13 protein-coding genes and 1 tRNA gene are annotated in these 13,448 nt (G+C 42.6%); 8 read left to right on the top strand and 6 right to left on the bottom strand.

The window, feature by feature from the left end:
* Window positions 1-317 precede the first annotated feature (317 nt).
* Complete coding sequence (locus RMY27_RS02485; RefSeq protein WP_322660169.1) at window positions 318-947, bottom strand: chorismate lyase; 630 nt, start codon at window positions 945-947, stop codon at window positions 318-320.
* A gap of 182 nt (window positions 948-1,129) precedes the next feature.
* A tRNA-Leu gene (locus RMY27_RS02480) sits at window positions 1,130-1,210 on the bottom strand.
* Between the two features lie 438 nt (window positions 1,211-1,648).
* On the opposite strand from RMY27_RS02480, the gene accC reads away from it, so the two are divergent.
* Window positions 1,649-2,992 (top strand): acetyl-CoA carboxylase biotin carboxylase subunit, encoded by a 1,344-nt coding sequence (accC, locus tag RMY27_RS02475; RefSeq protein ID WP_322660167.1) that lies wholly within the window; start codon window positions 1,649-1,651, stop codon window positions 2,990-2,992.
* Between the two features lie 269 nt (window positions 2,993-3,261).
* Here the strand turns inward: accC and RMY27_RS02470 are convergent, their stop codons facing one another.
* Window positions 3,262-3,555, bottom strand: coding sequence for a YggT family protein (locus RMY27_RS02470; protein ID WP_265276153.1), 294 nt, complete (start codon window positions 3,553-3,555; stop codon window positions 3,262-3,264).
* A gap of 259 nt (window positions 3,556-3,814) precedes the next feature.
* Between RMY27_RS02470 and psbX the strand changes: the two genes are divergently transcribed.
* The 4 genes from psbX (at window position 3,815) to RMY27_RS02450 (ending at window position 6,348) form a co-directional block, all read left to right on the top strand.
* Entirely contained in the window at window positions 3,815-3,934 is a 120-nt protein-coding gene (gene psbX / locus RMY27_RS02465; protein ID WP_174709687.1) for a photosystem II reaction center X protein, read from the top strand.
* 247 nt (window positions 3,935-4,181) lie between these two features.
* Window positions 4,182-5,099, top strand: a complete 918-nt coding sequence (locus RMY27_RS02460) for a Ycf66 family protein (protein ID WP_322660164.1) — start codon at window positions 4,182-4,184, stop codon at window positions 5,097-5,099.
* Window positions 5,100-5,146: 47 nt separating this feature from the next.
* Window positions 5,147-5,707, top strand: coding sequence for a TolB family protein (locus RMY27_RS02455; RefSeq protein ID WP_194045223.1), 561 nt, complete (start codon window positions 5,147-5,149; stop codon window positions 5,705-5,707).
* Window positions 5,708-5,826: 119 nt separating this feature from the next.
* Window positions 5,827-6,348: a Tol biopolymer transporter periplasmic protein gene (locus RMY27_RS02450; protein WP_322660161.1), complete on the top strand. Its 522-nt coding sequence runs from the start codon at window positions 5,827-5,829 to the stop codon at window positions 6,346-6,348.
* 66 nt (window positions 6,349-6,414) lie between these two features.
* Here the strand turns inward: RMY27_RS02450 and RMY27_RS02445 are convergent, their stop codons facing one another.
* Window positions 6,415-7,419, bottom strand: a complete 1,005-nt coding sequence (locus RMY27_RS02445) for a succinate dehydrogenase/fumarate reductase iron-sulfur subunit (protein WP_322660159.1) — start codon at window positions 7,417-7,419, stop codon at window positions 6,415-6,417.
* A gap of 1,160 nt (window positions 7,420-8,579) precedes the next feature.
* Window positions 8,580-8,741, bottom strand: a complete 162-nt coding sequence (locus RMY27_RS02440) for a hypothetical protein (protein ID WP_322660157.1) — start codon at window positions 8,739-8,741, stop codon at window positions 8,580-8,582.
* 148 nt (window positions 8,742-8,889) lie between these two features.
* Between RMY27_RS02440 and RMY27_RS02435 the strand changes: the two genes are divergently transcribed.
* Window positions 8,890-9,327: an AbrB family transcriptional regulator gene (locus RMY27_RS02435; RefSeq protein ID WP_094350106.1), complete on the top strand. Its 438-nt coding sequence runs from the start codon at window positions 8,890-8,892 to the stop codon at window positions 9,325-9,327.
* Between the two features lie 148 nt (window positions 9,328-9,475).
* Window positions 9,476-10,369 (top strand): type II CAAX endopeptidase family protein, encoded by an 894-nt coding sequence (locus RMY27_RS02430; protein WP_322660155.1) that lies wholly within the window; start codon window positions 9,476-9,478, stop codon window positions 10,367-10,369.
* Window positions 10,370-10,520: 151 nt separating this feature from the next.
* On the opposite strand, the gene RMY27_RS02425 is transcribed toward RMY27_RS02430, so the two are convergent.
* On the bottom strand, window positions 10,521-11,483 hold the full coding sequence (locus RMY27_RS02425) for a M48 family metallopeptidase (protein WP_322660153.1): 963 nt from the start codon (window positions 11,481-11,483) through the stop codon (window positions 10,521-10,523).
* 233 nt (window positions 11,484-11,716) lie between these two features.
* On the opposite strand from RMY27_RS02425, the gene RMY27_RS02420 reads away from it, so the two are divergent.
* Entirely contained in the window at window positions 11,717-13,279 is a 1,563-nt protein-coding gene (locus RMY27_RS02420; protein WP_322660151.1) for an ATP-dependent DNA helicase, read from the top strand.
* The last annotated feature ends 169 nt before the right edge of the window (window positions 13,280-13,448 follow it).

Below are 13,448 nucleotides of genomic sequence, written 5' to 3'. Positions count from 1 at the left end.
GTTACCTTTTTTAACATGCTTTGTTAAATTTCGCAGGACACTTCCTTTAAAGGGCTGTCTTTTTCGGAAAGTCTCCGAAAGTTAACATCCTTGATTTCAAGCACTTTGAGGATATAACTAACTTGAAAAAGCTGCAAGTAATCTGTAACCCAGACTACCTTTTATTTATAGAGCCTCCATTTGTGGTGTTGACTTGATCTAAGCAAGATCAATTCAGTGTCCGGGATTTTACATAGATTACTCATCTTCAAAGTCATTAATGCAAAATTCCCATGCTCTGGGGCGCACTGTAAAAGATGAAAAACTTTTAAATAATACTATGCCTCAGCATTAACAGCACTCAACTGCATAGGCCCCAAATATTTAGTTAAATAAGGTGAAAAAACTTCATAAATTAATGTCAGTGGTTGTCCATGATGCCAAAACAAGTAGTGGCGACCCCAAAAAGGCCCAGTTATACCAAAACCGGACTCTAGTGCCAATGAGTCACCGTAGTAAATTCCTCGAACATCCCGATACAATTCTGTGCGAAGACGAGCTAAACTTGCCCAAATTGGTAATGAACGGTTTTGTAAATACTCATCGACATGACTGGCTTCCCACCACGAAGTAGCATAGGCTAATCTTTGACCAGAAGCGGTACGCAGCCATACTTGTCGCCGTAATCGCGGTTCTGGGACAGCTTGGATTAACTCAGGAGCAGCATCCAAGTCCATGCCAATCAATGACATATCAATAACATCTACTTCTATAGCCTCACCTGTGAGCAATTCTAAGTGACGTGTTGGAGAGCCGTCACCCAAAAGCATTAGCTGCCATGCAGGCGCTAGCTGAGTGTGAGGTAAACTTTGTTGAATTATTTCCTCCCCTCCTTGCCAAATCGGAGTGAGGCGATGCCAAGCTGGTGGCAGTGTTAGGTTGTTTGTTGGCGGAAAAGAAATAGTCAATGCTTTTTACAAAACTTCACCTATTTCTATAAAAGCATAAAGGACTAGTACTTTGACAAGGCAACTTTACTTAATATCTAGTAAGCACTGAAGTGCTGCGGAAGCAAACTTAATATTTAAGGGTCAACAGTCTAAGGTTTTTTGACCTGTGACTATTGACCCTATGCTTAAACAAGCAAAAATGCGGGTGGGGAGACTCGAACTCCCAAGGCAAAGCCACACGCACCTCAAGCGTGCGCGTATACCAATTCCGCCACATCCGCATGGTTTGTCTAAGAATAGACTATAGCATAAGAAAATAATTATAGTAAGGTGATATCTAAATTCAGTTGCTCAAAAATATAAATTTTCTCAAGGCGGTATCAGACTGACAGAAATTGAGCAGCTGTACAAGGGATATTGAAAAGGGTAGAGCTACTGTGTGTGTTTGGCGGGGTGCAATGGGGTATGCGTCTGCTGTAGGCGATATCTAGGAAGGGCTACGCCTATGCAAAAGTCCAGCTTGGTAGTCTAGCCAAGACTTACAGCAGCAATGTTGTTAGTGTAGTAAGACCCGTAGAGGCAGCAAGCCTGCACATCTTGCGTTTGCTTAGAATCAGGGTGGTGAATATCCTGCAATAATTTGAAATAATGTGGAAGCATTGTTTCAAGTTGGATCAGAGAAAATGTCAATCTACTGGTAATGATATCGAAACTAAAAAATGAAGTTTGACAAAATATTAATTGCCAATCGGGGAGAAATCGCCCTTCGCATTCTCCGCGCCTGTGAAGAAATGGGAATTGCCACAGTTGCGGTTCACTCCACCGTTGACCGTAATGCTCTCCACGTCCAACTTGCTGATGAAGCAGTTTGCATTGGCGAACCTGCTAGCGGTAAAAGTTATTTGAATATTCCCAATATTATTGCTGCTGCACTGACGCGCAATGCTACTGCCATTCATCCAGGCTATGGTTTTTTGGCAGAAAATGCCCGGTTTGCGGAAATCTGTGCCGACCATCATATTGCTTTTATCGGCCCAACTCCAGAAGCTATGAGACGGATGGGCGATAAATCCACTGCCAAAGAAACCATGCAAAAAGCTGGAGTACCGACGGTACCAGGTACTGAGGGATTGGTAGAATCCGAGCAAGAAGGATTAGGATTCGCCAAGGATATCGGCTATCCAGTGATGATCAAAGCTACAGCAGGTGGCGGTGGACGGGGTATGCGCCTAGTTCGTTCTGAAGACGAATTTGTTAAACTTTTTCTCGCAGCCCAAGGCGAAGCAGGAGCAGCTTTTGGGAATTCTGGCGTTTACATAGAAAAATTTATTGAACGTCCCCGCCACATTGAATTTCAAATTTTGGCGGATAACTACGGTAATGTAATCCACTTGGGTGAACGGGATTGCTCAATTCAGCGCCGGAATCAAAAGCTGTTAGAAGAAGCTCCTAGTCCGGCTCTCGATCAAGACCTACGTGAAAAAATGGGACAAGCTGCTGTCAAAGCTGCCCAATTCATTAACTACAGTGGGGCGGGTACTATTGAGTTTCTCCTGGATAGATCCGGTAAATTCTACTTTATGGAAATGAACACCCGGATTCAAGTAGAACATCCTGTAACAGAGATGATTACTGGGATAGATTTAGTTGCCGAACAAATTCGCATTGCCCAAGGGGAAAGACTCAGGCTTACCCAAGAGCAAGTAGTATTACGAGGTCATGCGATCGAATGCCGAATCAATGCTGAAGATCCCGACCATGACTTTCGCCCTTCTCCTGGACGAATCAGTAGCTATCTGCCCCCCGGAGGCCCTGGTGTGCGGATTGATTCCCACGTTTACACAGATTACCAAATCCCGCCCTACTACGATTCCTTAATCGGCAAGTTAATTGTTTGGGCACCAGACCGACCCACTGCTATTAACCGGATGAAACGCGCGCTGCGGGAATGTGCCATTACTGGATTACCTACCACCATCGGGTTTCATCAAAAAATTATGGAAACTCCACAGTTTTTACAGGGTAATGTCTATACAAATTTTGTGCAGGAAATGAACGGCTAGTACCGCAAGTCAAAAGTCAAGGCTTCGGCTTCGTTCAGCCTTGACTCTGAGCGACTTGCCTTGAGTGCAGTCGAAAGGAGTCGAAGGGTCAAAAGTCAAAAGTCAAAAGTCACGCCTGCTTTAATTTTGGGCTTTCTGGCTGTAATGAAATGGTAGGTTTATTCTGCCGACTTGTACTAGGGGGTAGGGAGCGGGCAGTAAGGAGTGGGGAGTGGGAGAAGATGAGGGAGATGGAGGGGAACCAGTGCCCTATGCCCCATGCCCCATCTCTAATTCACACGAGATAGCATAGTCAGCAATCCTTGTTGACCTAGTAATATTTCTCGCAGCAGGCTGAAGATACCAACCCAAATAATAGGTGTAATGTCCACTCCGCCTATAGGTTGTACCAGTTTTCGCAATGGCACTAAAAATGGTTCGGTAGGCCAAGCTATTAAATTAAAGGGCAAACGATTCAGATTCACTTGCGGATACCAAGTGAGAATGATCCGAAATATAAATAAAAATGTCATCACCCCTAACACAGGGCCAAGAATCCAAGCAGTCAGGTCAACACCAGTCATCGGTTTAAGGTAATATCTATCGTAAAGAAAGAAAAACTTAGGCGAACGGCAAGCCGCGCTTCGCTAACGCTGCAAAATTTGAAGCTTTGTAAAGCACTCTCATCATCATTTTAACTAAATGCTGCCATTTCCTTCTGGAATACAAAAGCAAACTTCCTCACAGCAGTTACCAAGTTTGGCTGTTCAGAGTTAAAGGCTTCTCAAGAAAGTAATACACTATTAAAATTAGGATGAAGTGTGTAAAAAAAGGTTTAGAAGTATGACGCCTTCTTTAGCAAATTTTCTTTGGAGTCTGCTATGGGGTACTGCAATTGTTGTAATCCCCGCCACAGTTGGTCTAATTTTCATTAGCCAGAAAGATAAAATTCAGCGTTCATAATGCTTATGAGAGTTAATTCAACTCTCATAATCGATTGTATGTCAGCTATCTAGTTAATTGCATCAAAAGCAGCAGTTTTTGCCGCTGGTAGCAGTTATAGCTGACAGACATAGGTTTTTTAATTTTTCGGTGAACAGCTTCAGAGCTTCTTTGCCAGAAGCTTTGAAGCTTCAATATGTTGTGACTAATTACAGTAGTGATTTTAATTGTGAGTCGCTAACATAGATTTGATATTGGGAAAACAGCAATGATAAATTTTGGGCTGAACTCAGCCAGTTTTCTGGCTCAGGTAAATTTTGGGGCAAACTCAGCCAGTATTCTAGGAATTTTTCTGGCTGTGGCTGGGGCAGCACTGTATTTTCTCCGCACTGTGCGTCCAGAATTGTCACGGGATCAAGATATCTTTTTTGCAGCAGTCGGCTTGCTTTGCGGTTTCATTCTTGTCTTTCAAGGATGGCGGCTTGACCCGATTTTACAATTTGGTCAATTGCTTTTAGTAGGCACAACTGTGTTTTTTGCAGTTGAAAGTATTCGCTTGCGGAGTATAGCTACCCAGCAAGCAAAGCGCAATACTCCGATTGTGGACGAAGATCGACCGATTAGCGATCGCTATTCGTACAATGATCGCAGAAAGTATCAAGCTGAAATGGATGCAGATTTAGAGCCACTGCCTTATGAAGACGAGGAGGAACGCCCAGTGCGTCCCCGGATTCGGGGTAGCAGGGATGAGATTTCCACTCGTGATAACTACTACGAGGAGCAACCTCCCCGTCGTTCAGAACGCCGCAACAGCAGCAGTAGTGAAAGACAGGCTCCATCTGATAGAACGCGTCGGCGGAATTCTGGTCGTCCTGTGAATCGCCCTTCTGAAAGCTCTGAAGATGAAAATTGGGGTTCTTCATCTAGGCAAGTTGATGATTGGGAAAGTTCTGGTGGGGAAGTCAGAAAACCTTCTCGCCGTAGTAATAACGGGCCCCAGCGTCCCGAAAATCGTGAAGATGATATTTCTTCCAGACCGAGAAGGCGTCGTCCACCCACTGACTCAACTCCTCGAAGACCGCGCGAAGATGATGATGCGATCCCAACTGATTATGTACCATACAGCCCAATGGAAAAACCAAATGAGGGGCTAGATAATTTGACCGATTTTGATGACGATGTTTAAAACAGTTGGCGTGTAAGTAGGTTTAAAGGCAACGGAAAACAGTTGAGGTGGAAAAATTTACGCCTACATTTTGGCTCCAAAGACCAATTCATTGGAGCCTGGTTTTTGGTTTAACAAGTTTGCTTGTATCTTGTGGTACTAACGATATTCCTATAGGGCCTACTTCTCTTAACAGTCGCTACACCGAGGAGCAACCTGCTTTGAGCGGAAATGGGCGCTTTTTAGCGTTTGTATCTAATCGGAATGGTAATCAGCAGCTACTAGTGTACGATTTGGAGAGGCAACTGTTTATTAGCACTCCGGGGATAAACCGACAGGAGACAATTGCCGAAAGTCCAAGTTTGAGCTACACCGGGCGTTATATTTCTTATCTTACTAGCGATCAAGGTAGACCAGTGGTGGCACTTTATGATCGCGCTACGCAACAGTCGCAAATTGTTACACCAATTTATCGCGGCTGGGTCAGAAAACCAAATATCAGCCCAGATGGACGTTATGTTGTTTTTGAAACCGCCACTCGTGGTCAGTGGGATATTGAAGTCCTAGACCGGGGGCCAAATATTGAGTTAGATATTCCCAATGGTGCAACCGTAGGTTCACCTCCATAGGAGTTAAAAGTCATTCAATTTTAGATTTGGGATTTTAGATTGATGGAGAAATCTAAAATCTAAAATTGGCAGAGTTAGGAGTTATGAGACTATTAACTAATGACTTATGACTAATTTATATGAAACGTGTTTTTTTTATACCTGTATTTTTTTGCTTTTTATTGACTGGATGTTTTGGCTACCCTCGGATTTTGAATTATCCGTTTGATCCGGGGGGTCGAAGTCTCAATAGTTTAGCGTCGGAATTAAACCCCCAAATTTCTGGGAGATACATTGTTTTTATTACTGACCGACGCGGTAGCCAAGATGTTTATATGTTTGATACGGTAACTCGTGATTTGGTTGATTTGCCAGGTTTAAACTCCTTTGATGCGATCGCAAATCATCCTAGTGTTTCACAAGATGGTCGTTATATTGTGTTTGCTGCTAGCCGTCAGGGGCGATCGGCAATTTTTCTCTACGACCGAGAAACACGCCAATCACGGAATTTGACTAATAACCTGCAAGCGGAAGTTCGTAACCCTGCAATTAGCGCTGATGGTAGTAGGATTGCTTTTGAGTCTAGTAACAATGGTCAGTGGGATGTTTTAGTATATGACCGTTTTGGACGACCGTTGAATATACCTCAAGAACCGCGTTGAACTACAGTTAATAAGTTAGGAGTTAGGAGTGAGGAGTTAAAATTCCTAACTCCTAACTCCTCACTTTTAACTTTTGTTTTCTACTTGCTGTACAGATTCAATGAGCGATCGCACTTGTTCTGTCCCTTCTGAAGGTTCAAATGATAGGGGAAACTTACCCCGAACAATCATCCGCAAACCGAGGGGTGCAAGACCAAGTAATCCTCTTAAATCTCGAAAATAATTACCGACTACTTGTAAACCAAATTGACGTTCATCAATCCAACCGCCTTCTTTGACTAAATCCACCAATACTTTTCGGTGACGAATTGAGCGAGTATCACTGGCTTGTTTTTGGGTGAGAATTTCTTGTTTAACTTTGGTAATTTGTTCTAATGGTGCAACTTCCATTGGACAAACTGAATCGCAGTACAAACAACGGGTGCAACCCCATACGCCTTTAGTGCCTTCGTTATAGCTTGCTAAACGATTTTCGGTATCGCTATCGCGGGAGTCTGCTACCATTCGGTAAGCTTTGGCAAGGGCATGGGGACCTACAAAGTCTGGATTAACTTCACGAGCGTTGCATTCAGAGTAACAAGCGCCGCACATAATACAGTTACCAGTTTGATCGAGCCGCGATCGCTCTTGTGGTGTTTGCAAAAACTCTCTTTCTGGTACTTGTCGTGCTGCCGTACTCACATAAGGGGCAACTGCCTCTAGATTATTCCAAAAGCTGCTCATATCTACAACCAAATCTTTAATCACGGGCATATTGCCAAGAGGTGCGATCGTGATTTCACCAATAGCATTTACTTTACTTGGGGATGATGGTATTTGTTGTAATCTGGCAAGTTCACTGCCAACATTTTCCTTACAAGCTAAAGCCGAACGCCCATTAATTCGCATAGCACAGCTACCACAAATAGTATTGCGACAATTTTTGCGAAACGCCAAAGTTCCATCTTGCTCCCACTTAATATGATTGAGGCAATCCAAGATTGTATTACCTGCTTCGGCTTCCACAAGGTAGGTTTGCACAACAGGGGAGGAATTTTGTTGCTGTCGAATGACCTTAAAAATAACTTCCATAACTACTAACCAAAATTTTAAAATTGTTTCACCAGCCTCAACAATCATGAGTTAAAGCAGGTACTTGCGAAGTGAGTTATACTTTTTCGCCCCTAATTCAAACCCTGGTGTTAACAGGCTGACGATTAAAGGGCGACTGATTCTAGTTTAAGGATAACCATTAAAATTTTACTTGTAGTAAGGTTGTAGGCAAGATTTTTGTCAAATTCTGAGTTAAAAAGCCAAAAATGTAATCACAGCTTTGCATTGAATTGACCTGTTTAGGAATGTAAAGGAAAGAGGGTTTGCTTAAAAAGTAACTTAAGTTGATCTTTGACCTAGCGATCGTATCCAAATGAAATACATATGAAGTTAGCAACATGTCTTGATGTCAACTTGAGTCAAGCAGTCCTGACAGTAAAATTCCGCCTTCGCTACCACTTGAGAGAATTTTTTGATTATATAGAAGTGTGAAAGCCCATGTTTAATATATAGTAGTGGCAATCAAGCACTAGGCAGATGTTAAGAGATTTCTTCTTCCTATAGACAGACGTGCAAAATCCTCTGACCGCTTTTGACCTGAAGATAATAAACCGAAGAAAAAACCTCACCACTTTCAAAGAAAAGTTAGAGCACCGCGAAACGCGGATGTGCGAGACTTTTCGCTTTTTGGCTTGCTCTCAATCAAGAAAATATGGGATTGAACTCATTGGTCAAAACTGCTCGTATCAATTATATAAATTTTTATAAAAGCCAGATAGCAATGCTCACGCTTGCAATAAAGGGTTAAGAAAATCGTCACTGCTTTTTTCAACTTTCAAGTCCAGGAATTTAAATAAAAATTTACCAGCAACTTTAATTCAAAATTAAACAACTATTTTGCTATTATTAGTCCATGCTAGTATTTAATATAAAATTACGAAGTAGCAAAACCAGAATCAATAGCCGTATCAGCGCGGTTACTACTGCTTTGTTAATTCGTAATGTAGAGACAAGAAAATTCGCGTCTCTACTGGTGGGACAAAAGGGTGTATGCCCGTAGGACTCTATTGAAATACTATGCTGTCCTAAGCTTGAAAGGACGAGTAGAGAAAACTCTACTTGCGCTTTAGCAAGAAAGGCAAGCACTGAAAGTGAAAAACCTGCAATTTTTTGGGTCTACGATTTATTTGCAGTAGAACCTAACCCCATTTGTAAAGGTGGCTGAAAGTTACACCGCTACAGTAGCGCCAAAGAAGAAAATAGTTTTCTTTCTGATGGCGAATAATGGTTAAAAATGCCGTAATATCACCAAAATTAATGTCTGTGGCAACTATGGCCTCTAATTGGTTGTGGACAACCATATATAGAAGTGCCTTTGGCTCCTATCGGCAGGAATTCACCCGTTACACTAGGGTCTTCAGTAGCTCTATGCAAATGCTAAAAAATCAAATGCTGGCATGAGACTACATTGTTTATCAGTTTGGAGAGAGTAAGGAAAATTTGAGCATAATGACTGAAACTGCAACCGCGCCATTAACTGGAAAAGCACTACTTGCTAAAGTAAAAGAACTTTCCACATTACCACGCCGAGAAAGAGCTAAACAGTGTGGCTATTACACTGTTACTAAGAATAATCAAGTTCGTGTGAATCTCACCGATTTTTATGACGCTTTGCTATCTGCTAGGGGAATTCCTCTAAGTCCAGAAGCACCTAAAGATGGTCGTGGTCGTGAACCGACATATCGGGTTAGTGTCCATCAAAATGGTCAGATTGTAATTGGTGCTACATATACCAAAGCAATGGGCTTGAAGGCTGGAGATGAGTTTGAAATTAGGCTGGGATACAAACATATTCACCTGATTCAACTAGGTGAAAGCGATAAAAAACTAACCTCACAAGATATAGATTCTGACGAATCAGACGAAGATTTGGAAGACGAAGAGTAAATTTGCTGATGGTAAGGATAAGTTTCAGGTGATGATAACTTGTCCTTACCCTGACAGCAAACTGGTAGCTAAGTAAAAAATACGATAAGACCCCTTGCAGAAGTCACGAAATTTAGTAGAGTCTTGATTAATCAGCAAGAAATCTATAATGCAAGAAGTCTATCGTGTTTTTTTGTTTATTTTGATAACTTTCTTTGAGTCTTCGGTCAACGTCTTACTGGCGTTTATAGAAAATGCACCGCCACTAGTTATAGTGACGGCATTTTTTGTTTGCTGGATAGTTTGCTGGTTGCCAGTAGCAACAGTATCAGCAATATTGCTTAATTGGCAACCTCCTAAACCTTTACAGCCAGAGCAAAAAATGCCGTTATTGGTGTCACTTTACCTATTAGCTCCCCTGATCTTGTGGGGAGTTGTTTGGTTGGCTAATAAATCTTTTTCAAATTACGGCTTTGTTGGCAATTTTTCAACTCTTGGTTTTTTAGCACTAGGTTTTAGTTTGGGAGTGCTGAGTCTAGCTATTGTATTTGGTGGGCAATTCGGATTAGGTTGGTGTTCTTTTGAAAAGTCTAATTTCAAGTTACTACTACCCATATTGCTACCGATTTTCTTGATAGCGTTATTAGTCGGTGGGATAGAAGAGTTAGTTTTTCGCGGTTTCCTGTTCACAGAATTAGCGCAGGATTACCCCGTTTGGGTAGCAGCAGCAATTTCTAGCTTGATTTTTGCCTTGTTACATCTGGTTTGGGAGCAACGCGAAACCGCACCCCAACTTCCTGGATTGTGGCTGATGGGAATGGTGTTGGTGTTAGCACGGTTTGCTACAAGTGGTAATTTGGGTTTAGCTTGGGGATTGCACGCGGGATGGGTATGGGCGATCGCTACCATAGAGACAGCAGAACTAATTACTTACACTGGTATTGTCTCTAACTGGTTCACAGGTAAGAACAAAAAACCCTTAGCTGGCTTGGCGGGAATTATTTGTGTATTGGGAACAGGAGTAATTATCTGGTTATTCTCTAGGTATTTTAATTTTTCATAGAAGATTTACGTTAACGTAGTTTTAAAAGTGCTGAGTGAGATTCCTTACTCAGCACCGTGATTAATCTTTATGTAGTCTTACGGAACCTGCAACCTCAGATATATATAGTGCATTAGGTAAATCAGCGCACTATATATAACTTCACTCAAAACTACTCAGACCTTTTCATTCTGTCGATTTCTCGTTGTAATTCTTCAATTTGACGGCGTAAAATTTCTGTTTCATTTGCGGAAGATTCTGCTGCAACATTTACCGATCCGGAAGCAGGCGATCGCTGATAATTTCCTCGGCGAATTTGCTGATATTCTTCGGATACTGCCCACGACCGTAAGTAATGCAAGCGTTCAACAGGGAAAGGATGGCTCAACATCATACCCTGAGCGCCATTGTAGATTAAGAATTTATATATCTGATTCAGTCCATCTTCATCCAGTGCCTGATAATTTTCTGACTGCTTAATAAACTCTTGTAAACTACATTCATTGGCATATTTGTTACTACCGCCAGAGAGTTTCATCATCGTTGACATCACAGGATTCAAGTCATCCATTACTAGTAGTGCAGCGCGATCTGACGATAACTCGGCTTTTCGCCGCCACTCAAAAAAGGCGTAAATCAAGCCTTGGGTGACAATATTACCGATACCGAAGGTCAATTCTCCCAAGGCAGAAGCAGCACTCATCGCCCACATCGCCATTTGAATTAAAATAGTATGACCACATTTAATATGCCCCAGTTCATGGGCTAGCACCGTCCTCATCTCGGCTTCGTCTAGTAAGTCTAGTATCCCTGTATTTATGACTATGTAAGGATTCTCTTGCCCCAGCGCATAGCTATTTGCTTGGGGATTTTGCGAGACAAACAGTGTTGGTTCTGGGTAAATGTCCAAATCTCGGACGCATTCCCGAAACATCTGGTAAATAGTGGAATATTGACGCGGCCCGACTTGGATGCTGTTACCCATTAGATAGACTAATTGAGGGCGTTCGTAGATAAATTCCACAAATTTACGAGCGATTAAATCAAATCCTGGTAAATTTCGTAAAGCTTGCTCGGCTTGACGATCTAGTGGATGCCTAAAGGCTTCGCTAGATATTCCTGTGTAAGTTGGCATAATTATAGGGTATTGGGTGATTGGTCATTGGTCATTGTCACTTGTACTGAGTTTCGACTGCCTCAACTACCGCGTAGTAATTGCCGCAGCTTCTCCAAGAGTTGTATTGGTCATTAGTTTTAGATCAATGGCAAAGGACAAAGGACAAAGGACAAAGGACAAATGACAAATAACAAGATAATAGAAATGGGGCAATTGGAAGTAAAAGTCACTTTGTATGGAATTGAAAGCGTGTGATTGAGGCAGAAGTTCATTTGTCACTACATAACTTTTTGCGATCGCAAGCGGGGTTCCCTTCCTGGCCCCATCATTTGACGATGGCACGGTTGGTAGCACGCGCCTTGCGCTTGGGACGTAGCGCCCTAATTCAAGTAGGGGCAGTTAGTGGCTATCAAGGGCGGTATCGTACTAGTTTCGTAGCATCAGCCCTAATGTGGCATGGCCCTGTAATTATTGTTGCTCAAGAAACTGTGCAGCAACTTCTACTGCGGGTGGAAATTCCCCGGCTACAGCAGTGGCTACCAACCAATAAATCGATTAGGACAGGTGATGCTTGGCCTGATGCTGAGTTCCAAGGGCTACTCTTAACTTCCCCAGAAGCTTGGTTAAAAGGACAATTGGCTGGTAGCTCACGCTTCCCCCAAGGCATTCCCACAATTATTGATGGAGTAGACGATCTCGAAGATTGGGTGCGTCATCAACTTACCCAAGAGATTCAACCCGATGATTGGGATCAACTCATGCTGGCTTGTCCCAATCAAGCTGAGGCAATTCGTGAAGCACGGATACAACTAACACACGAACTTTTTCAGCATCCTGTTAATCCATATCAGTGCTATCTAATTTCTCAGCCAGAAATAGAAATTTTGAGTCGCCTGTATTTGGCTTTAGATGGAGTAAATCTCCCAAATCAGTGGAAAAATTTCTGGCAACAATTTCAAACCCTTGATGAAAATCTGTCCCCCTCTGCTTCCCCTGCTCCTCCTCTTTTCTGGGCAACTATTGCCCATAGACAAGGTTTATTTTCTTTGCACTACGCCCCAATGGAATTAGGGGAAATACTCTCGCCGATTTGGCAGCGACAACCAGTAGTTTTAATTGGCAGCGCTATCGAACCGGAAACTGAAGCTCCCCTTTTTCGCCAGCGCTTGGGTTTAGAAGATTTAACTTGCCTGAAGTTCTCTTCGGAGAGCCAAGCAGAAGCAATTCAACTGTATGTACCCTATAAGTTACCTCTACCCAACACACCAGAATTTCAAGCGGCATTTATTCACAAAGTCCGCACACTAGTTTGTCTAAGTGCGACAGCACCAGGGTTAACGGTTGTCTTGGTGGGAGATGTACCACTCAAATCTCAAGTGGCAGCAATTCTGGCTTCAGAGTTTGGTTCGCGGGTGCAAGTAGAAAAAACTTGTTTAGATGAAAATGGTATTTTGATTAGCGGTTGGGAATTTTGGCGAGAACATCAACGAGTCCTGCCAGCACCCCATCTGTTAATCATTGCGACTTTACCCCTACCATCTTTAGAAAATCCTCTGGTAGCTGGTAGGGTAGCTCTTTATAAACGATCGCATCAAGATTGGTTCCGTTTATACTTGTTGCCATCTGCTTTAAATGAATTACAACGGGCGATCGCTCCAGTACGAGAAAGTCAAGGGATTGTGGCTTTGCTTGATAGTCGTGTAGTTAACCGCAGCTACGGCGCTCAAATTCTCGCAGCTTTAAGTCCACTGGCACGTATTAACTATCTCGATCCCAGCCTGTTTTCCCATACTGATGAGGAAAATTCCGCCTAAAATTCAGTTACCAGTGACGCCACTTGCTCTACTTGGGGAAACCCCAAGTAGAGCAAGTGGCTCCCCAATGCCCGATTTAAATTTTGTCAACCAAAGCGCGATCGCAAAGAAGCAAGAACTATTATCAGCTTATGGAAGGTGATGCTATTCATCGCCTCTGGAGTAGGCA

This window comes from Nostoc sp. DedQUE09 (assembly GCF_034530915.1).
In the GTDB taxonomy this organism is placed as follows: Bacteria; Cyanobacteriota; Cyanobacteriia; order Cyanobacteriales; family Nostocaceae; genus Nostoc.
The sequence above is the reverse complement of the archived record's forward strand: the minus strand, read 5'-3'. Positions and strand labels throughout refer to the sequence as shown.